Raw genomic sequence first — 18,708 nt, 5'->3', positions numbered from 1 at the left:
GAACCCTCGAGTTATGGACCCACAGGCGTTTGTCGTTGCAACGCTCGTCGCCCACGTCGGGCTCGCGATGTTCGTGACCGGCCACGCGCGCCTGACTGAGACCGAGGCCGGCAAGTGGCCGTTCGTGACGCTTGCGTTCGGATTAGCCGGGGTCGCCGCGTATTTCTTCTACGACGAACCGTCGGACGCAGGCGGGATCTAAGGTCGAGTCTCGATCTCGAGCCGGTCGGAAAAAAGCGCCCAGTTCTCATACGGTCTGCTGTCACGATTTACCGGTGCGACCGCAGGGCGATGGCGGTTGCACCGGAACTGACTGACAGGAGTCCGTATCAGGCGAGGAAGACGTGTCGTGGCCGGTCGGCGAGGACATCGCGACCGAACTCGACGGTCTCCGAGAAGGCGTCGCTGCGGAAGAACGCCATGGCGTCCTCGCGGGAGTCCCAGCGGCTGGCGATGAACATGTCGTTTTCGTCTTCACGGTTGACGAGCAGGTCGGTCTTGCGGTGGCCGTCCATGTCGGCGAGCATGTCGGCGGCGTCATCGAAGACGCCGGTGAAGTCGCTTCGGTGCTCCGGCTTCACGGTGTAGAACATCCCCATCGTCCCCCACGAGTCGTCCTCGTCGTCGCCCGCCTGGCGGACGATCTTGGGGAGTTCGGCGAGGAAGCCGGCGGCCGTGTTCGCGGCGCGGTCGGTGTCCCAGAGGCTGACGACCGCAGTCTCTGCGTCGTCGTCTCGAGGCTCGTAGACGGCCGTCTTCACGTGCGTATCGTAGTGGTCGAAGTTCTGCCGAAGTCCGTCGACCTCTTCGAAGAGGTCGTCAGAGTCGGCCTCCGAGTAGAGCACGACCGCGTGGACGTCCTCGCCGTGTGGCTGGCCCGCGTAGACGCCCTGTTCCTCGAGTTCGCTGCGGACGTCCTCGTCGTCGCCGTGTGGGCCGTCGGAGCCGCCGTGATGGCCGTCCGATTCCGATCCGCCATGGTGGTGGCCCTCGGTGTCAGCGCCCGCATGGGGATGACTGCCCTCGTCTTCTTGCGGGACCGGTTCGCCGGCGAGGTACGCGCCCAGATCTGTGGGCTCCATCCGGCGAGCCGAGAGGAACCGCCCGAACTCGGCGAAGCGGGAACTCGAGGGATCGAAGCGCATCTCGTAGAGCAGCTCCTTGACGTCGGTTGGATCGTCGCCAAAGAGGGTGATGCCCCACTCGAAGTCGTCGAAGCCGATGCTGCCGGCGATGATCTGGGTGACGCGACCGGCGTAGTCCTTGCCGATCTCGCCGTGATTCGAGAGGTAGTCTGCACGCTCGTCGAAGGGCAGTTCGTACCAGTTGTGGTCGGGCCCGCGGCGCTTGCTCATCGGGTAGAAACAGAGGAAGTCGCTGTCGGGCAGTTCGGGCTTGAGCCGGGACTCGATGTAGTTGGCGATCCCGCTATCGGCGGTTTCGCCCTCTTCGAAGTAGTCCTGGGACATGTAGCCCGAGACTTCCGTCACCGAGAGGTAGGAGTCGGCCCGCTCGGTGAACTCGGCGAGTGCGGTGTGTTCGAACCGTCGCTCGAGCGCGTCGATGTCGGCGAGCGTCGGCCGCAGGTGCAAGACGAGCAGGTCGGCCTTGTGGCCGAGTACTGCGAACGTCGCCGACTGTCCCTCATCTGCGTCGTTGACGCGCTCACTGGACGTGAGGTAGTCGATACCTTCTTCGAGCGCCCGTTCGCGCCGTCGCTCGGGCGCGTCTCGCCAGGCGTCCCAGTCGATCGACCGGAAGTCGTGCAGGACGTACCAGCCTTCTTCGGTCTGTGGTGGTTGCCGTCGTTCCATAGACGCGGGTTAGAACGGCGACGCTAAGAAGGGCCGGGTTTCTCCCCACTATCGTGTGATGATGGCCCTGCATGTGACCGGTCGCGTCCACTGTACGGTATCTACCTCGTCGATCGAACGGCACCGGCGGCCCCGGTTTCAGCCCGCGAGCAGTTGTGGCCCGAACAGCAACATGAGGAAGCTGACGAGCATCGTCACGCCGACCGTGGTCGTCACCACGCGGACCATGCCACGAGTGGCGGTGATCGGGAGCCGAGAGACGATCGCTTCGGTGCTCGTCCGGAGGATGTGTCCCCCGTCGAGCGGGAACGCCGGGACGCAGTTGAAAAAGCCGAGCTGGACGTTGATCCAGCCGGTCCAGAACAACAGATTCGCCAGCAGGAAGACGCCTCCGTCACCGAACGCGCCGAGTGCGCCCTGGGCCTCGTAGAAGTTCTGAATCCCACCGGTGAAGCCGGCGAAGTTGAAGGGGAGCACGCCGCTGACGCCGATGACCGGTAACAGAAGCGCCACGCCGATCTTGCCGAGGAATGTGTCGGCGATCGGTCCGAACTGTGTTTCGCCGTCGCCCCCGAGCAGGCCGAGATACTCACCTGCGGGGTAGAGCTGGACGCCGATGTCGCTCATCGAGACGCCGGACGTTCCTGGCTGGGGCTGAATGCCGAGGAAGCCACTGTCGGCGCGCGGATGCTCGTCGAGGGTGACGGTGTAGGTCTCACGCTCATCGCCGAAATAGCTCTCGACGGTGACCTCCTGGCCCGGCTCGGTGTCCTCGAGCAGCCCGGCGAGGACCCCATAGTCGTGCACCCGTTCGCCGTCGAAGCGGGTAATGACCATCGTCTCATCGGTCGGCCCCGTCTGGCCCTCGAGTGGCTCATCTTCGACGATCGAGACCGCAGCGCCGATCGTCACTTCGCGCTCGACGCGATCCCCATCGCTTTCGGGTTCGATCGTCAGATTGACGCGCTCGTCGTCGCCGACGGCGTTGACGAAGCCGCGTTCGGTCGCGACCGATTGGCCGTCGACCGCGCGGATCTTGTCGCCAGCGGACAGCCCCGTCGGGCTATCGTCGGTCGCTGCGGTCACGAGCAACGCGCGATCGACCGGCACCGTCTCCTCGCCGTTGAGTTCGACGCTTACCTGAGTGCCATCGGTGGCCTCGAGTCGGTTCGCGAGGTCGTTGTTGCTCTCGACTGCGGTGCCGTTGATGGCCGTGATACGGTCGTTTGGTTCGATCCCGGCCTCGGAAGCAGGGGAACTGTCTGCGACGCCGCCGACGGCAGCGCCGGGTGCGACGGCAATCGAGCCGGCGACGGGGCCAAAGAGGAGCGCGAAGGCAAGGAGCGTGATCGCGAAGTTGTTCGTGACGCCGGCGGCGAACATCCGAGTCTGGCCGCCGCGGGAGGCCGCTTTGCTGCTCTCTTGATCGGGTTCGACGAACGCGCCGACGGGGAGAACGGCGAGCATCGCGATCCCCATCGAGTCGATGTCGATGTCCTCGACGCGACAGAGCAGGCCGTGGCCCCCCTCGTGAACGACGAGCCCGACGAGCAGGCCGAAGACGATGCCGGGCGTCGCCGCAAGCGGCAGGAAGTCGTTGACGCCGGGGATGACGAGGACGTTGCGTGGCTGTCGGACCGCCGAGGACGACACCTGTGGCGACGAGAGCGCGGCTATCGCGCCCTGAATGAGAAAGACGAACATGCTCACCATCACGACGATCGCGATGCCGACGCCGAGGTTCGACCACGCGCGCCAGAACCGTTTGGGCTGTGCGAGCCGATCGAGCAGGGCACGGCCGCGTTTCGTGTGGAACGTGAGAATCGGCCCTTGCGTACCGATGTAATCGGGTAGATAGCCGCCGTTTCGCAGGCCGAGGACCGCAATCCAGTAGAGGAGGAGGCCGACCAGAACCCACGTCAGAACCTCCGATCCGTAGATCTCGGGGGGTGAGACGACAGCGGGGAAACCGTGATCCATTAGTAGTGATTCGGACCGGCAGTCTCAAATGGCTTTTGTCTATCCATCTCTCGGAACCGAGACTGGTCGATACCTCGAATTACGTCTCGAGCGCAGACGACCGCCCGTTGCTCGGGTCCCTGCGAGCACATCAGGCTGTCGCTGACTCCTGTCCGTTAGTCTCGAACGGACCGTTGGCGGGACCGGCTTACCGTTCGCGCCGGAGTCGGTCGACGACGAACTCCTGATCGACTTTCGCGAGGAAGGGACCGAGTTTCGGTCCCTGGTCTTCGTCGAAGAAGAGTCGGTACCCAGCCCCGAAGAAGTCACCGACGTCGACATCGTTTCGCTTCGCAGCCTCGTAGATCTCACCCTGGATCTCGTCGGGTTCGTGACCGTCTTCGATGAAGTCGGCCAGTTCCGCGAGTGCGGTTTCGGTGTCCGCATCGAAGTCGTGGGCCGGGATCTCGCTGCGCTTGAGTTCGTAATCGAACTCGTTGCCGGTGCGGCGCGCCCAGTTGCGGGCCTGCTCGACGCGCTCGAGCGCCTTGTCGACGGCCCACTCGGGCGCATCGTCGGGGATGTGGCCCTCCCGGCGGGCGATCTCCTCGCGCAGGTCGGGGTCGTCGGTCATCCCGAGCACCGCGGCGAAGGTGTACGGCAGTCGAATGCGCTCTTCGCGTGGCTCCTCGACCACGAAGGGATAGACACGCTCGGCGAAGGCCTGCTCGTCCTCGTCGGCCTCGATCTCGCCGAAGTAGATCGCCTCGAGGCGGTCGAACTCGTCGACGAGCTGATCGAGCCGTTCGATGCTGAAGTCCCGGGCCTTCGAGGGATCCTTCGCGAAGAAATAGCGCAGCACTTCGGGCTCTAAGAGTTCGAGCACGTCCGAGACGAGGATGACGTTCCCTGCAGAGGAGGAGAAGGGCTCGCCCTCGAGGGTGAACCACTCGTAGACCATCGGGACCGGCGGTTGGATCTCGAAGACGTTACGCGCGACGTCCTGTCCGCTGGGCCAGGAGCCTTCGGCGTGGTCCTTGCCGAAGGGTTCGAAGTCGACGCCGAGCAGTTGCCACTGGGCGGGCCACTCGAAGCGCCAGGGGAGTTTGCCCTCGCGCAACGTGGCCGTGCCCTCGTGGCCACAGCCGTCGATCGTCTGATCGCCGGCGTCCATGTCGGTACAGCGGTAGTCGACGGTTCCGGCGTCGACGTCGACGCTCGTTACCGTCTCGGTGATCTTTCCACACTCCTCGCAGATCGGGTTGAACGGGACGTAGTCCTCGTCGACCTTGTCTTGGTACTGCGAGAGAACCTCGCGGGCGCGATCCTGATGCTCGAGAACGAAGCGGGTGACGTCCTCGAGCTCGCCGGATTCGTACAGTTCGGTGTTCGAGACCAGCTCGATCGGCACGTCGACGGCGTCGGCGCTGTTCTGGATAATGGTCGAGAAGTGGTCGCCATAGGAGTCACAGCAGCCGAAGGGGTCCGGAATATCGGTGTAGGGTGCGCCGAGGTTCCGGCCGAGTGCGCCGGCGTCGACCTCGCCGAGATCGACGAGATTGCCCTCTAAGTCACAGAGCGTCCGGGGCAGCCCCCGGAGCGGGTCGCGGTCGTCGGCGGTGAAGACCTGCTGGACCTCGTAGCCGCGGTCGCGCAGGACCTCGGCGACGTAGTAGCCGCGCATAATCTCGTTGACGTTCCCGAGGTGGGGAACGCCAGACGGCGAGATGCCGCCTTTGATGACGATCGGTTCGTCCGGCTCTCGAGCCTCGACACGGTCAGCGACCGTATCGGCCCAGAAGGCATGCCGCGTCTCGCTCGCGTCCTCGTGCTGGAGGGTATAGGGACTGATCGCCTCCGAATCCGACTCGTCGGCTGTGTTTTCGTCCGTGTCGCCGTCGGTACTCATTGCTCGTCGCTCGCCCAGTAGGTCGGTTCCGCACCGACACCGTCGGGGACGATGTCGGTGCCGCCGTGTTCGCCGTGGCGGACCGCGCGAGCGATCCGGTCGGGGTCGGTGCCGTCGAGGACGATCGTCCGCATCCCCGAGCGCTCGATGATCTTCGCCGCCAGCAGGTCGACCGGGGCGGAGGCCCCGGCGTTCATCTCGAGGCCGGCGATGACGTCGACCAGTTCCGTCGCGGAGAGCTCGTCGTACTTGGTCGCGTCCGCGTCCTCGTTCGGGTCGGCGCTGTAGACGCCGGGAACGCTCGTGGCGTAGACGAGCAGGTCGGCATCGATGTATTCTGCCAGCGCGGCCCCGACAGCGTCGGTGGTCTGTGCTGGTGCGACTCCGCCCATGATACAGATATCGTCTCGGCGGAGCGCCTCGCTGGCCTCCTCGTAATCGAGCGCGGGCGCAGTCACGGACTCCTCGCTCAGTGCAGCGATGAGCAGCCGCGCGTTGAGCCGCGTGACGTCGATCCCCAACTGATCGAGCTCGATTTCGTTTGCGTCGAGCTTCCGTGCAGCCGAGATGTATTCGCGGGCGACACCGCCACCTCCGACGACGGCACCGATCCGACAGCCCTCGTCGATGAGGTCTTCGATGACGGCTGCGTGCTCGGCCACCCGATCCGCGCCGGGTTCGGGCACGAGGACGCTGCCACCGATAGAGACGACCACTTTCATACTATCGCGGTGTAGCGGAGTTGCTATCTTAAGGGTTGCCAACTGCCCGGACGATACGGTGACACACCGCTCGAGTGTCGAATCGAGATCGTGGTTCGCGGATTGTACGGTCACCTGTCAGTGTTCGAGCGATAAGACGAGCGCGTCGCCGTCCCGATCGAATTCGGTCCCGAACGGGGCCGAGAGGTTCCGCATCCGTTTACGGGACCACTCGGCTACACTTGCACTCGCTTCGTGGACCGCACAGTCGTCGATCTCGGTCGGATGTAATCGGAGTTCGGTCAAGTTGCCGTTGGCTGTCACCGAGAGCACGAACAGGAAACTCCGGTCGTTTCGCAACTCGGGGTCGACCTGGTAGTCATCGACGAAATCCCCGGCGTCGTAGATGATCGGCCGGCCCTCGTGGACCTCGATCGCTTGGAAGACGTGAGCACTGTGGCCGTGCACGACGTCAACGCCTTCTTCCACTAGCCAGCGGCCGAACTCTCGGAACGACTCGGGTGGTTCCGTGACCATGTTCGGCCCCCAGTGCAGCGAGGCGACTAGCAGGTCGGAATTCGTCTCGCGTGCGCGCTCGAGCGCTTCCCTCACGCGTCGTCGCGTCTCCATGTCGTGGACATCAATCTCGATCCAGGCCGTTCCCGGTGAATCCTCGTCGGCGGCGTACTCCGGCGTGTTATCGGTCAATGAAATCACGGCGACCTCGAGTTCGTCGTCGCTGTCCGCGTTCGAACCGCTGATCGTCCGAACCGCTGGCTCGAGCGCCTCGTCGATCGTCTCCCCGGCACCGGAACGCGCGATGCCGGCCTCGTCGAGTTCCGCGAGGGTATCCCGCAGCGCCACTTCCTCGTAGTCGAGGATGTGGTTGTTCGCTAGCGCGCAGATATCGACGCTAGCACGTTCGAGTGCGGGGATCGCCCAGTCGGGGTCGGCCCGGAAGTGAAACGGTCGGTAGGTGCGTTGCCACTGCTGGCCGCGCGTCGACAGACAACACTCGAGGTTGATCACCAGCCCGTCGAGGCTGCGCAGGCGCTCGAGGGCGGATCCCCACACCGCATCGACGGGGCGGCGGCGCTGGCGGTCGTCGACGACTCGCCCGAGCATGACGTCGCCCGAGAAGCCGAGTTGCAGGGGCATAGGCGAGTCTTCGGGCAGCACGTGCAAAGATCTCTCACTCGGCTCTGGTTTCTGATAGTCGTCACTGAAAATCATTGCACACCTGCTCGCGCCCCGCTGCGAGCAGTGTGTAAATCGTTTCAGTTGCTACTAGAGCTCGTTCAGTCGGCGACAGCTACAAAGACCGAGCCGACCATACCTCAGACATGCACGTACTCGGTGTTCGGGACGAGGGGGCCAACGGCGACACGCTCGAGGCGGTCGTCGATCGAATCGTCGATCGACTCGCCGAGCGCGGGCGAGTCGGCGTCGTCAGGTACGACGCGACGATCGCCGACGGAACCGACGCACGCGAATCGCTCACGTTCGGCGAGGACATCACCACGGTCGGTGGCGACGTAACCTACGACCTCGGCGTCGACGGCGACTGGACTGCCTCGGGAACGGGGATGTCTGTCGGTGACGCACTCGATAGCCTCGCGACTGACTGTGACTATGCAGTCGTCATTGGCGTACCGACGCTGCAGTATCCCTCGGTCGTCGTCGGATCATCCAGCGCTGCCGACGAAGCCGACGACGAGACGATCGCGGCCGTCGACGGGCCCGGTGATCTCGAGTTCGAGGACCTCGTGACGGCCCTCGAGTCCGCCGACCCCCACGAGACCCTCGAGTCGCTGGTGGCGCGTCTCAAACGATCGCCGCGGGTCGACCGAGCCGGTGCGATCGCGACGTTCACCGGCCGGGTCCGCGCGAAAGACAGTGCCGACGACGCGCGCACACAGTATCTCGAGTTCGAGAAATACGAGGGTGTCGCCGACGAACGGATGGCAGACCTCGAAACCGACCTCGAGGCGCGGGACGGCGTCTTCGACGTCGAACTCTACCATCGGACGGGGATCGTCGAGGACGGCGAAGACATCGTCTTCGTCGTCGTCCTTGCGGGGCACCGTGAGGAGGCGTTCCGGACAGTCGAAGACGGCATCAACCGTTTGAAAGACGAGGTCCCGCTGTTCAAAAAAGAAGTGACAGTCGAAGATGAGTTCTGGGTCCACGACAGACCTTGACTGTTGCTTTCGTTTACATCGAACTCTGAAATATCGAAACGGTCGAAAAATACGATATTGTATTTGCCATGATTGTCGAGATAGAGATAATACGTTAGAAGCGGTTCTAAAACGTCTCGAGAGATTTGAGGTAGTAATTAAAAGTTATTTAACGAACTCTAAAAAAGCTCTTACCCCCAGATATCTAAACACAATCGAAACGTCGCTAACCATCCTCCCTTTATAACGGGTTTCCCTGTCAAGGAGGAACTGTCGATGAGCACGACAGCCCACCCCTCCACGGAAAGCAAGGAAAGCCGCCTGAAACGCTATCTGCGCGAACGCGCCGAAAATGACGGCGAGCTGTACTTCAAAGGCAAGTTCATCGCAGACGATGTCGGTATGTCACCCAAGGAGATCGGCGCGCTGATGGCCAAGCTCTCCGGTTCCGGCTCCGTCTCCGACCTCGAGATCGAGAAGTGGTCGTACACGAGTGCGACGACGTGGCGCGTCGCACCTGCCTAACTAACGTCGCCCGTCCGAACTAGCTCGCTCGACGACCGTCCCCGTTCTCCGTTTCCCATGTCGTTGCCGCCGACATGGGTGGCCGATCCTGCGTTTTCCTCCGGTTGAGCGCCGCGTGTCGTCTGCTCACTGCCGACAACCTGCTTGATGACACGTCGTGTCGCGTGCCGAGGACCGCGACCCGACGCCAGTGCTCCGGTCAGGAGAAACGGATGGCCCTGCCGACGACAGTCGATTTATACCCGCCGAGAGTGAATCGCAGGTGATGGACGACGTCGACCGGTCCAGATTCGACACGGCGGGGCGGGCCGCTGGCTCGCTCGAGGACGGCCCGCCGATCGATCGGATCGAATCGGTATTTGCGGTCTACGAGGTTCGCCGCGAGGACGGACAGGTCGTCTACTACGGTGATCCACTGGCCCACCCCGAGCGGGTGATGCGGGAGCTCTGGCCGGCGTTTCGCGAGCGCGGGTACGACGCCACGCTCGAGCGTCGTCACGGCGAGTACGCGCTGGTCGCCGAGCCGACGACCGTCGGCGTCGACGGGATTCCCTGGACGAATATCGTGTTGCTCCTGTTGACGGTGTGTTCGACGCTGTTTGCGGGCTCGTTCTGGTACCAGCTCGATCCGTTCGCCGATCCGACCGTGATCTGGCAGGCCTGGCCGTTTACCGCGGCCATTCTGGGCGTGCTCGGCATCCACGAGATGGGTCACTACGTCATGAGCCGCTACCATCAGGTCGACGCGTCGCTGCCTTACTTCATCCCGGTCCCGACGCTCATCGGGACGATGGGGGCAGTCATCACGCTGAAAGGCCGGATGCCCGACCGGAAGGCACTGTTCGATATCGGGGTTGCCGGCCCGTTAGCCGGGCTGATCGCGACGATCGTCGTGACGGTGATCGGCTTGCATCTCCCGCCCGTGACCGTCCCCGAGGCGGTCGTCCAGGACCCCAACTCGATCCGAATCGAACTCGGCTATCCGCCCTTGCTCGAGTTACTCGCGGCAGGATTCGACCAGCCGCTGTATCGTGACGACCCGGCGACCGGGGTGAACCCGGTCGTCATCGGTGCGTGGGTCGGGATGTTCGTCACCTTCCTCAACCTGATCCCGGTGGGCCAACTCGACGGCGGTCACATCCTCCGGGCGATGGCCGGCGAGTTCCAGGAGACGATCGCGGCGCTGGTGCCGGGCGTGTTGTTCGCACTCGCCGCGTACCTCTTCTACGTCGACGGCTACAGCGTGAATACGGTGTTCGTCTGGATCCTCTGGGGGGTGTTGACGGCGTTTCTCGCCTCGAAAGGGCCGGCCACGCCGGTTCAGGACGAGCGACTCGGGCGGGGTCGGTTCGTCCTCGGGGCCGTCACGTTCGGCCTCGGATTGCTCTGTTTCATGCCGGTGCCAGTCATGATAATCGGATGAGGGTTCGTCGGTCTAGCCGTGCGTGTAGCCGCGATCCGCGAGCGGCTCGCCGTCGATGGTGAGGCCGTCGTCGGCCTCGCGAACCGAGCCGATCACCGACAGTGAAACGTCAGTCGCCGCTTGGACCGCAGACAGCGCGTCCTCGGGGAGCGTCGCGACGAGTTCGAAGTCCTCGCCGAAGGTCGTCGCGAGTTCGAGCGCCTCCTCGTCGCCGTCGGTGACTTCGCGGACGGCCTCGGCGATCGGGATCCGGTCGGATTCGATCGCGAACCCGCAGTCGCTGGCCTCGGCGAGCTGATGGAGCGAGCGGGCGAGGCCGTCGCTCGAGTCCATCATCGCGGTCGCGTGGGGGGCGAGGGCCTGACCGGCTTCGATCCGCGGTTCGAACCGGAACAGGTCGTTCGCTCGCTCGAAGGCGCGCTCGGCAGCCTCGTCGTCACCGGTCGCGCGCTCGAAGTACGCGAGTGCGGCCGCGCTCCGGCCGAGCGTGCCGGTCACACAGACGACATCGCCGGGCTGTGCGCCGCGTCTGCGAACCGGGTCGTCGGTTCGACCGATCACGGTCGTCGCTACGGTGAACTCGTCGTGGCCATCTAAGTCGCCGCCGACGTACTCGGTACCCACCCGCTCGCAGACATCACTCGCGCCGCGAACGAACGCGAGCAGTTCGTCACGGTCGAACTCGGGGGCGGCGTAGGCAGCGACCGCAGCAGTCGGCTTGGCACCCATCGCGGCGATATCCGACAGGGACGCGCCGACGGCGCGCCAGCCGGCCGTGTAGCGTGTCGTTCCGTCCGGAAAGTCCGTCCGCTCGTGGAGCATATCCGTCGTGACGACCAGCCCGTCGACGACGGCGGCATCGTCCCCGGCAGCCTCGAGTTCCCCATCGAGCAGCGCCAGAGCGGCTCGTTCGTCCATACCTCTCGTTTCGACTCGAGTGCGAAAAACGGTCCGGGCCGACGCGGCGCTGCCGAGATACGATGCTCTTAAATGCCGCCGACGGGAATCACACGCCAATGGCTACGATGTACGACGTTCCGGCGGACGACCTCATCGAGGCGCTCGCCGACGATCTCGCGGATCGACTCGAGGAACCGGACTGGGGCAACTTCGCCAAGACTGGCGTCGACAAGGAACTGCCACCGGAACAGGAGGACTTCTGGGCAACCCGTGCCGCAAGCCTCCTGCGCAAGGTCGCCGACCGCGGTCCCGTCGGCGTCGAACGACTCTCGACGGAGTACGGCGGCGCGAAAGGCGGCTCCAACCGCTATCAGGTCGCGCCCGACAAACGAACCGACGGTTCGAAGAACCTCATTCGAACCATCCTTCAGCAGCTCGAGGAGGAAGACCTCGTCGAGACCGCCGAAGGTGAGGGACGCCGTATCACCGCCGCGGGACAGAGCCTGCTCGACGACACCGCTGGCGACGTCCTCGAAGAGCTCGACCGGCCGGAACTCGAGCGCTACGCGTAATTCACGGGATCGTTTTCGTACTGGTTTCACCGCCGAGAGCTATCGCTATCCGCATCCGTGTCCGTAATCATTTTCCCGCCTGCGCGATAACTAAATCACAGCTATGAGTGGCTCACCCGACGACGAACGACTCGAGGAGCTCCGACAGAAAAAGATGGAGCAGTTGCAGGACCGCGCCGAGGGCGGTCAAGGCGACGAGACCCAGGAGGCGGCCCAGCAACAGGCCGAGGCCCAGAAGAACGCCCTGCTGCGCCAGTATCTAACTGACGACGCCCGCAAACGGCTCAACACGGTCAAGATGAGCAAACCCCAGTTCGGCGAGCAGGTCGAGCGCCAGGTCGTCAGCCTCGCCCGCAGCGGTCGCATCCAGGGGAAAATCGACGACAACAAGATGAAACAGCTCCTCAAAGAGCTGCAACCCGATTCCCAGAGCTTCGACATCCAGCGCCGGTGATGGAGCTCGGACTGCTCTACAGCGGCGGCAAGGATTCGACGCTCGCGGCGCTCTTGCTCGAGGAGTTCTACGACGTGACGCTCGTGACCGCTCATTTCGGTATCAGTGACGACTGGCAACACGCCCGCGAGACGGCCGAGACGGTCGGCTTCCCGTTCGAGCGACTCGAGTGCGATCCCGATGTCGCCCACGAGGCCGTCGAGCGGATTCGCGAGGACGGCTACCCTCGCAACGGCATTCAGCTGGTTCACACACACGCCTTGGAGGAGCTCGCGGCCCGCGAGTTCGACGCGATCGCCGACGGTACCCGTCGTGACGACCGCGTCCCGACGGTCTCGCGAGCCCAGGCCCAGAGCTTAGAGGACCGCCACGATGTCGACTACATCGCGCCGCTGTCGGGGTTCGGTCGGTCCGCCGTCGACCGGCTGGTCGAAGCACGACTGGACGTGACTGCCGGTCCCAGCGAGGAGATCGACAGGGCCGATTACGAGGCCGAACTCCGGGCGCTTATCGCCGACCGAGAGGGGCCGAGGGCGATCGCGGAGTACTTCCCCGATCACGATCAGACCTCCGTGACGAACGTTCGCTGACGCGCATTGCCGTCGCCGAACGAAAGAATAGAAGGTCGTCGTCGCCCAACGGGTGGTCATGTACGACCGGATTAAGGGGTTTCGTGATTTCTACCCCGGTGAGATGTCGTCACGGCGGGCGACGACCGATGTCTTAGAGGAGACCGCCCGCGAATACGGCTTCCGCGAGATCGGCACGCCGGCCTTGGAGCGTGCGGAGATGTGGACCGACAAGAGCGGCGACGAGATCGTCGACGAACTCTACTCCTTCGAGGATCAGAGCGGCCGCCACGTCACGCTGACGCCGGAACTGACGCCGACGGTCGCCCGGATGGTTGTCGCGAAACAACAGGAACTGTCGAAGCCGATCAAGTGGGTCTCGACGCGGCCGTTCTGGCGCTACGAGCAGGTCCAACAGGGCCGCTACCGCGAGTTCTACCAGACCAACGTCGACATCTTCGGCTCCTCGGAGCCTGAAGCCGACGCCGAGATCCTCGCGTGGGCCGCCGACGCGATGACCGGCCTTGGCCTCACCGGCGAGCACTTCGAGTTCCGCGTCTCCCACCGCGACATCCTCGGGGGCGTCCTCGAGAGCTACGACGCCGACGTCGACACCGAGGCGGCGATCCGCGCGGTCGACAAGTCCGACAAGATCTCCCAGGTCGAGTACCACGATCTGCTGATCGATGCCGGGCTCTCGGCCGACCAGGCCGCCGAGTTCGCCGATCTCATCGCTGAGGGTGACCTTGAGGCGGTCGAGGCCGTCGCCGACACCGAGCGCGTGACCGCGGCCGTCGAGAACCTCCAGAACGTGCTCGCAGCCGCCGAGGACTTCGGCGCGCGCGAGTACTGTACGGTCTCGCTCGAGACGGCCCGCGGGCTGGACTACTACACGGGCGTCGTCTTCGAGTGTTTCGACTCCGCCGGCGAGGTTTCGCGATCGATCTTCGGCGGCGGCCGCTACGACGACTTGATCGAGAGCTTCGGCGGCCAGCCGACGCCCGCGGTCGGCGTCGCGCCCGGTCACGCGACGCTGTCGCTGTTGCTCCAGCGGGCCGGCGTCTGGCCCGAGGAGGAAGTGACGACCGACTACTACGTCCTCCAGATCGGCGACACGAGGGCTGAAGCAGCGCAGATCGTTCGCGACCTGCGCGAGCGGGGCCACATCGTCGAGACCGACATCGCAGGGCGCTCGTTCGGCGCGCAACTGAACTACGCCGACTCGATTAACGCCGAGACGGTCGTCATCGCTGGCGAACAGGACCTCGCGAATGACGAGGTGACGATCAAGGACATGGCGTCGGGCGACCAGACGCAGGTGCCGGTCGACGAGTTCCCGGGCGACTTCGAGCGGCCGACGCTTGCGGACTTCGAGTAAGCGATTCGGATCGACGCTCGAGCCCCGTCGCTGCCGGCAGACTCTCGAGAACAGTATGCTTTTGAAACCCGTTTGCCAATGACCACCGGTCAATGGATCGGTCGTCCTGGCGGACAGTGTTACTCGTCACGGCGTGGCAGGTTGCCGCGAGTATCTGCTATTACACAGTGTTCGCCGCGACCCCGTTTTTCCGGGACGCGTTCGGGCTTTCCCGGTTTTCGGTTGGACTCGTCGTCACCACGCTCACGCTCGGTTACGCCGTTTTCCTGTTGCCACTCGGTGCGCTGACGGACCGATTCGGCGAACGGCTGACGCTGACGCTCGGCCTCGTCGGGCTCGCAGCAGGGACGCTGCTGGTCGCGGGCGCGCCGACCTACGCGCTGTTGCTCGCGGCGGTGTTCGTCCTGGGATCGATGTACGGGACCGCGATACCCGGCACGAACAAGGCGATCTTCGACAACGTCGAGCCGGGCCATCAGAACCTCGCGATGGGTATCAAGCAGGTCGGCGTCACCGGCGGGAGCGGTATCAGTGCGCTCCTGATCACCGGCCTCGCCGGTGTCCTGTTCTGGCAGGCCGGGTTTCTCGTCGCCGCTGGTGTCGGATCGCTCGTCGCCGTCGGCTTCTATCGGAGCTATGCGAGCGATAGCCGGGGCGGTGCGGACGGCTATCCCGACTGTCGCGCGCTGCTTGCGAACCGGTCGTACGTCGCATTGACGACCGCCGGTCTCTTTCTCGGCGCGGCCCTGTTTACGACCACCGGCTACACCGTCCTGTACGTCGAGGAATCGATCGGCGCGTCCGTCGCGTTCGGCGGGATTGTCCTCGCACTCGTCCAGGTGTTCGGCAGCGTCGGCCGCGTCCTGACGGGCTGGCTGAGCGACGCCCTGCCCGGTGAGCCACGCGTCAGGATCGGGCTGGTGCTCATCGCCCAGTCGCTTGGCAGCGCGGCCATGTTCGTCGTGGTCGCAGCGACGACGGCCGAACGCGACACCGCGATCGCGTTTTCCATTCTGGGCTTTTTCGTCCTCGGGTACACCGGCGTCTACTACTCCGTCATGGCGACGCTCGTGCGGGCCGACGAGATGGGGGGTGCGACCGCAGGCGGCCAACTCGCGCTCACCAGCGGCGCGCTCGTCGCGCCACCCGCGTTCGGCTACCTCGCCGATGCGGCCGACTATCGGACTGCCTGGCTGTTTCTGGCTGCCGTCGTGACAATCGCCGCTGGGCTCCTCGTCTACGTCGTCCGGACGCCGCCGCCGGTCGCGACCCCCGCTGCGGTCGATAGGTCCGACACGTAGCGACGCGAGCGTCGCCGACCGCCGGCTGTCCCTCGGGCCGCTTACTCGAGTTCTTCGACGAGTTCGACGATGTAGCCGTCGGGATCCTCGACGAACGCGACGCGGAGACCGAGGTCGTCCATCGTCGTCGGTGCCGTCTCGATCGGTGGATCGACGCGCTCGCCCAACCGCTCGACGGTTTCGTCGGTGCTGTCGACGCCGACGGCGACGTGTGCCATCGTCCCCGAATCGATGTCGGGACTGCCCTCGGGATCGTACTTGAACTGAAATTCCGCGTTGTCGCCGCCGATGTAGACGTTTTCGACGCCGTCGTCGCCGGTGAACGACCAGTTTTCGGTGAGTTCAAGCGCGTCAACGTAGAAGTCGCGCGTCCGTTCGATGTCTGAGACCCACAGCGCAGTGTGAATGACGTCCATATCGTGAGCAAACGGTCGACTGTCAAAGCGTTACTGGCGTATCGCCGTTACTGCTGGGGCCGCTCTGCCTCGAGCAGGGCGTCCATGAGCTTCGTCTGCGCCGCTGCCAGGTGTTCGGTGAACGTCGATCGTGCAACGCCGAGTTCCTCGGCTACGTCGGTCGCGTTCGCACCTTTGGGGTACTCGAAGTACCCCATCTCGTGGGCCGTCTCGACGATCTCCCGTTGTCGGCTCGTGAGCTGATTTCGGTCGACGACGACCGGATCGGCGGTGACGTCCTCGTGATCCTGCGAGAGCTCTTCGACGATGATCCCATCGAAAGCAGTGCGCAACTCCTCGACAATTTCGCTAATCGTCTCGAGCTCGAGCGTCCGAAAGGACAGGTACAACGAGCCGTTCTGGGCACGGACGGACGAAACCGGCGTTCCCGTCTGCTCGATTATTTCACACGCACAGTTGGTATCACTCTCACGCTCGAACCGATAGATCGCTTCGCGATCGTTGGATTGGACCCGCGTCACCTCGGCGCCGTGATCGCCGGCGATCGATACGTCCGCCGCGACGCCGAACTCCTCGACGATCATCCCATTGGCCGTTGGTCGTGACGATCGGGAGACGCCGTCGATCTGTTCGCCGGCACACGCCGAGACATCGGCGAGCGGACAGCCCACTGGCTCGTTGACCGCGACCGTCGCACGAAAGCCCGTCATATCGGTTCGAACGGATGCACACAGCATAATCAGCACAGGCAATTCCCGCCGGGTGAAAATTTAGCGTCCAACGCCGAACCAGCGACACAGTCGTCTTCACCGACTCTGTGCTTGGCCGCTGATTCGACGGTACGGTGGGGCCATCGACACCCCGACAAGATGGTGACTACAGTTTTTCGCGGCTGATCCGGATGCCCGTCGGCGTGATAATCATCTGGTCATCTCCCTTCCGGACGATGTCACCGTCGACTTCCTGGGCAACCTGTCGGAGTTCGTCGACGATGTGTTCGACAGTGCTGTCTTCGGTCCGCAAGCGGGTGATATCCGCGATGACGATGTCGCCGTCGTAAACGGCGTCTTTGATGTCGATCGCGTCCGCCTGTCCGGCGACTTCTGCGATGTGTACCTGCATCGTTGCCTCGGCCGAACTCGCAGAGACGTCTTCGAGATTCAGTTCGGTGTAGTCCTCGACAGTTCGGGACTGGTTCCCGCCAAGAATTTTGCTCATTAATCCCATAGGCGAGAGAGTCCGTCGCTGTGTGCATAGTTCTTACGTCAGACGTGACCGTTCGGGTGTCGTGAACGACCCACCGGCAGACGCCGGCTGCTCGACGCGCTCATACGGGTTGCAGTACCGATTGATCGGTGAAACCGCGGATGGGGCGCGGTTTCGATGGAACTGCCTTACAGCGGTCCGTCTCAGTTACTCACCGTGAGTTCGTGACTGTCGGCCGATTCGATACGCATCGATTCGTCGTTGGGTTCGACCTTGAGGTGGTGTCGCGAGAGGTACGGAGCCAGCGTCTGGATCGAAAGCAAGCCACGGTAGCTCCCGTCATCAACGACGGGGAGGTGTTTGACGCCGGCCGTTCGCATCGTTTCGGCGGCTGCAGTCAGCGTCGTGGTCGGCGAGATCGTGGTCACTGGCGACGACATAACCATCCGCACGGCCGGCCTGTCGTCTGTTTCCGCGACCAGGGCGACGATATCCGACTGGGTGACGATGCCGACGACCGATCCGTCAACGAGAACGGGCAGCGCAGAGACGTCGTTCCGTCGGAGATACGTGGCTGCCTCGGAGACGGGTGTGCCGGTGGTGATCGTCCGTGGCGACTGGAGACGAACGGTGTCGACTGTCAGTTCGATCATCGCTACCCCATGCTACCACGTGACAGTATTTAGCTTCGATGGACATATGTCCTTTAGGAGCTAGTATTACTGGCATTTCTTCCAACTAATGGTCTAACAGACATCCATTCGTTTCACGAAGGTCGCGACAGCGATACCCGAGAAGGAAGCGCCGGTCCCGGCATGGGAACCGAACGGGAGACGACCGACGGCGTCCGTTCGACTAGCCGGTGAACTCGTAGAGTTCGTCGCCGACGTGGTGCAGCGAGTCGACGACTTTTCCCTCGTCGCCGACCATATCGGCCGCGTCGACGCGGGCACGACCGACCGCGAGCACCTTTCCGTGGGACTCCTCGGCGATGACGACCAGATCGCCCGGCGAGATGTCGTCGGTGGCCTCCGTGATCCCGGGCCGCATCACGTCCGCGCCGTCGCTGACGAACGAGACGGCTCCTGCGTCGACGGTGACCAGTCGCTTGTCGGGCTCGTAGGCGTTGGCACCGCGAACCGTCGGGAACGGCTCCTCGTCGAAGTACGCGACTCGCGGTTCGCCGTCGATCAGGACGACCTCCCAGTCGGTGTCCTCGAACTCGACGCGTTCGTAGGTGTCTCCCTCGGGCGAGACGCCGAGGTGCTCCTCGAGTGCGGTCTCGAGTTCCGAGACGGCGTCGCTGCGGAGGTGATGTCGTGATTTGACCTGCATACCCGTGCTACCGCCCGTACGCATTTAATAGATAAGATTCGGCATCACGTGCCGGTGACGGGACGA

20 protein-coding genes are annotated in these 18,708 nt (G+C 64.1%); 9 read left to right on the top strand and 11 right to left on the bottom strand.

Annotation, left to right across the window (positions count from 1 at the left end):
* The first annotated feature begins 13 nt into the window (after positions 1–13).
* Positions 14–202: a hypothetical protein gene (locus tag E2L06_RS14445; protein ID WP_138782317.1), complete on the top strand. Its 189-nt coding sequence runs from the start codon at positions 14–16 to the stop codon at positions 200–202.
* A gap of 127 nt (positions 203–329) precedes the next feature.
* On the opposite strand, the gene E2L06_RS14440 is transcribed toward E2L06_RS14445, so the two are convergent.
* From E2L06_RS14440 to E2L06_RS14420, 5 genes are all read right to left on the bottom strand, one after another.
* Complete coding sequence (locus tag E2L06_RS14440; RefSeq protein ID WP_138782316.1) at positions 330–1,814, bottom strand: heme-binding protein; 1,485 nt, start codon at positions 1,812–1,814, stop codon at positions 330–332.
* 138 nt (positions 1,815–1,952) lie between these two features.
* On the bottom strand, positions 1,953–3,794 hold the full coding sequence (locus E2L06_RS14435) for a site-2 protease family protein (RefSeq protein WP_138782315.1): 1,842 nt from the start codon (positions 3,792–3,794) through the stop codon (positions 1,953–1,955).
* Between the two features lie 187 nt (positions 3,795–3,981).
* Positions 3,982–5,682: a lysine--tRNA ligase gene (gene lysS, locus E2L06_RS14430; protein WP_138782314.1), complete on the bottom strand. Its 1,701-nt coding sequence runs from the start codon at positions 5,680–5,682 to the stop codon at positions 3,982–3,984.
* Positions 5,679–6,404, bottom strand: a complete 726-nt coding sequence (gene pyrH, locus E2L06_RS14425) for a UMP kinase (protein WP_138782313.1) — start codon at positions 6,402–6,404, stop codon at positions 5,679–5,681. Before pyrH ends, lysS begins: the two co-directional genes overlap by 4 nt.
* A gap of 117 nt (positions 6,405–6,521) precedes the next feature.
* The gene (locus E2L06_RS14420) at positions 6,522–7,541 is read right to left on the bottom strand and encodes a CapA family protein (RefSeq protein ID WP_138782312.1); all 1,020 of its coding nucleotides are present in this window, start codon (positions 7,539–7,541) and stop codon (positions 6,522–6,524) included.
* Between the two features lie 185 nt (positions 7,542–7,726).
* Here E2L06_RS14420 and E2L06_RS14415 point away from each other — a divergent pair, with 185 nt between their 5' ends.
* The 3 genes from E2L06_RS14415 to E2L06_RS14405 all read left to right on the top strand — a co-directional run bounded on the left by E2L06_RS14415 (position 7,727) and on the right by E2L06_RS14405 (position 10,511).
* A complete protein-coding gene (locus E2L06_RS14415; RefSeq protein ID WP_138782311.1) occupies positions 7,727–8,584 on the top strand; it encodes a molybdopterin synthase in 858 nt (285 codons plus the stop codon).
* Between the two features lie 255 nt (positions 8,585–8,839).
* Positions 8,840–9,088, top strand: a complete 249-nt coding sequence (locus tag E2L06_RS14410; RefSeq protein WP_138782310.1) for a hypothetical protein — start codon at positions 8,840–8,842, stop codon at positions 9,086–9,088.
* A gap of 265 nt (positions 9,089–9,353) precedes the next feature.
* On the top strand, positions 9,354–10,511 hold the full coding sequence (locus E2L06_RS14405) for a site-2 protease family protein (RefSeq protein ID WP_138782309.1): 1,158 nt from the start codon (positions 9,354–9,356) through the stop codon (positions 10,509–10,511).
* Positions 10,512–10,523: 12 nt separating this feature from the next.
* On the opposite strand, the gene thiL is transcribed toward E2L06_RS14405, so the two are convergent.
* Positions 10,524–11,429, bottom strand: a complete 906-nt coding sequence (thiL, locus tag E2L06_RS14400) for a thiamine-phosphate kinase (protein WP_138782308.1) — start codon at positions 11,427–11,429, stop codon at positions 10,524–10,526.
* Positions 11,430–11,527: 98 nt separating this feature from the next.
* On the opposite strand from thiL, the gene E2L06_RS14395 reads away from it, so the two are divergent.
* The 5 genes from E2L06_RS14395 (at position 11,528) to E2L06_RS14375 (ending at position 15,685) form a co-directional block, all read left to right on the top strand.
* On the top strand, positions 11,528–11,983 hold the full coding sequence (locus tag E2L06_RS14395; protein ID WP_138782307.1) for a 30S ribosomal protein S19e: 456 nt from the start codon (positions 11,528–11,530) through the stop codon (positions 11,981–11,983).
* A gap of 103 nt (positions 11,984–12,086) precedes the next feature.
* Positions 12,087–12,437 (top strand): DNA-binding protein, encoded by a 351-nt coding sequence (locus E2L06_RS14390; protein WP_138782306.1) that lies wholly within the window; start codon positions 12,087–12,089, stop codon positions 12,435–12,437.
* Positions 12,437–13,027 (top strand): asparagine synthase-related protein, encoded by a 591-nt coding sequence (locus tag E2L06_RS14385; RefSeq protein WP_138782305.1) that lies wholly within the window; start codon positions 12,437–12,439, stop codon positions 13,025–13,027. Before E2L06_RS14390 ends, E2L06_RS14385 begins: the two co-directional genes overlap by 1 nt.
* Before the next feature lie 58 nt (positions 13,028–13,085).
* Positions 13,086–14,384 (top strand): histidine--tRNA ligase, encoded by a 1,299-nt coding sequence (gene hisS / locus E2L06_RS14380; protein ID WP_138782304.1) that lies wholly within the window; start codon positions 13,086–13,088, stop codon positions 14,382–14,384.
* Positions 14,385–14,476: 92 nt separating this feature from the next.
* Positions 14,477–15,685: an MFS transporter gene (locus E2L06_RS14375; RefSeq protein WP_138782303.1), complete on the top strand. Its 1,209-nt coding sequence runs from the start codon at positions 14,477–14,479 to the stop codon at positions 15,683–15,685.
* Between the two features lie 41 nt (positions 15,686–15,726).
* Here the strand turns inward: E2L06_RS14375 and E2L06_RS14370 are convergent, their stop codons facing one another.
* The 5 genes from E2L06_RS14370 to E2L06_RS14350 all read right to left on the bottom strand — a co-directional run bounded on the left by E2L06_RS14370 (position 15,727) and on the right by E2L06_RS14350 (position 18,642).
* The gene (locus tag E2L06_RS14370) at positions 15,727–16,101 is read right to left on the bottom strand and encodes a VOC family protein (RefSeq protein ID WP_138782302.1); all 375 of its coding nucleotides are present in this window, start codon (positions 16,099–16,101) and stop codon (positions 15,727–15,729) included.
* A 47-nt stretch (positions 16,102–16,148) separates the two neighbouring features.
* Positions 16,149–16,811 (bottom strand): helix-turn-helix domain-containing protein, encoded by a 663-nt coding sequence (locus tag E2L06_RS14365; protein WP_138782301.1) that lies wholly within the window; start codon positions 16,809–16,811, stop codon positions 16,149–16,151.
* A gap of 166 nt (positions 16,812–16,977) precedes the next feature.
* Positions 16,978–17,328 carry a cell division protein SepF gene (gene sepF / locus E2L06_RS14360; protein WP_138782300.1) on the bottom strand — a complete coding sequence of 117 codons (351 nt, stop codon included), beginning with the start codon at positions 17,326–17,328 and terminating at the stop codon, positions 16,978–16,980.
* A 182-nt stretch (positions 17,329–17,510) separates the two neighbouring features.
* Positions 17,511–17,960 (bottom strand): CBS domain-containing protein, encoded by a 450-nt coding sequence (locus E2L06_RS14355; RefSeq protein ID WP_138782299.1) that lies wholly within the window; start codon positions 17,958–17,960, stop codon positions 17,511–17,513.
* A 202-nt stretch (positions 17,961–18,162) separates the two neighbouring features.
* Positions 18,163–18,642: an RNA-binding protein gene (locus E2L06_RS14350; RefSeq protein ID WP_138782298.1), complete on the bottom strand. Its 480-nt coding sequence runs from the start codon at positions 18,640–18,642 to the stop codon at positions 18,163–18,165.
* Between the last annotated feature and the right edge of the window lie 66 nt (positions 18,643–18,708).

It is taken from the genome of Haloterrigena sp. H1, from assembly GCF_005938085.1.
In the GTDB taxonomy this organism is placed as follows: Archaea; Halobacteriota; Halobacteria; order Halobacteriales; family Natrialbaceae; genus Natrinema.
Note: the sequence above shows the minus strand (reverse complement) of the source record. Positions and strands in the feature narration are given on the sequence as shown.

Bases quoted from the DNA above. Each gene is read 5' to 3' on its own strand.
- E2L06_RS14375 (WP_138782303.1), top strand. From the start codon at position 14,477: ATGGATCGGTCGTCCTGGCGGACAGTGTTACTCGTCACGGCGTGGCAG.
- E2L06_RS14410 (WP_138782310.1), top strand. From the start codon at position 8,840: ATGAGCACGACAGCCCACCCCTCCACGGAAAGCAAGGAAAGCCGCCTG.
- lysS (WP_138782314.1), bottom strand. From the start codon at position 5,682: ATGAGTACCGACGGCGACACGGACGAAAACACAGCCGACGAGTCGGAT.
- E2L06_RS14365 (WP_138782301.1), bottom strand. From the start codon at position 16,811: ATGACGGGCTTTCGTGCGACGGTCGCGGTCAACGAGCCAGTGGGCTGT.
- E2L06_RS14350 (WP_138782298.1), bottom strand. From the start codon at position 18,642: ATGCAGGTCAAATCACGACATCACCTCCGCAGCGACGCCGTCTCGGAA.
- E2L06_RS14415 (WP_138782311.1), top strand. From the start codon at position 7,727: ATGCACGTACTCGGTGTTCGGGACGAGGGGGCCAACGGCGACACGCTC.
- E2L06_RS14435 (WP_138782315.1), bottom strand. From the start codon at position 3,794: ATGGATCACGGTTTCCCCGCTGTCGTCTCACCCCCCGAGATCTACGGA.
- E2L06_RS14370 (WP_138782302.1), bottom strand. From the start codon at position 16,101: ATGGACGTCATTCACACTGCGCTGTGGGTCTCAGACATCGAACGGACG.
- hisS (WP_138782304.1), top strand. From the start codon at position 13,086: ATGTACGACCGGATTAAGGGGTTTCGTGATTTCTACCCCGGTGAGATG.
- E2L06_RS14395 (WP_138782307.1), top strand. From the start codon at position 11,528: ATGGCTACGATGTACGACGTTCCGGCGGACGACCTCATCGAGGCGCTC.
- pyrH (WP_138782313.1), bottom strand. From the start codon at position 6,404: ATGAAAGTGGTCGTCTCTATCGGTGGCAGCGTCCTCGTGCCCGAACCC.
- thiL (WP_138782308.1), bottom strand. From the start codon at position 11,429: ATGGACGAACGAGCCGCTCTGGCGCTGCTCGATGGGGAACTCGAGGCT.
- E2L06_RS14440 (WP_138782316.1), bottom strand. From the start codon at position 1,814: ATGGAACGACGGCAACCACCACAGACCGAAGAAGGCTGGTACGTCCTG.
- E2L06_RS14355 (WP_138782299.1), bottom strand. From the start codon at position 17,960: ATGATCGAACTGACAGTCGACACCGTTCGTCTCCAGTCGCCACGGACG.
- E2L06_RS14390 (WP_138782306.1), top strand. From the start codon at position 12,087: ATGAGTGGCTCACCCGACGACGAACGACTCGAGGAGCTCCGACAGAAA.
- sepF (WP_138782300.1), bottom strand. From the start codon at position 17,328: ATGGGATTAATGAGCAAAATTCTTGGCGGGAACCAGTCCCGAACTGTC.
- E2L06_RS14405 (WP_138782309.1), top strand. From the start codon at position 9,354: ATGGACGACGTCGACCGGTCCAGATTCGACACGGCGGGGCGGGCCGCT.
- E2L06_RS14445 (WP_138782317.1), top strand. From the start codon at position 14: ATGGACCCACAGGCGTTTGTCGTTGCAACGCTCGTCGCCCACGTCGGG.
- E2L06_RS14420 (WP_138782312.1), bottom strand. From the start codon at position 7,541: ATGCCCCTGCAACTCGGCTTCTCGGGCGACGTCATGCTCGGGCGAGTC.
- E2L06_RS14385 (WP_138782305.1), top strand. From the start codon at position 12,437: ATGGAGCTCGGACTGCTCTACAGCGGCGGCAAGGATTCGACGCTCGCG.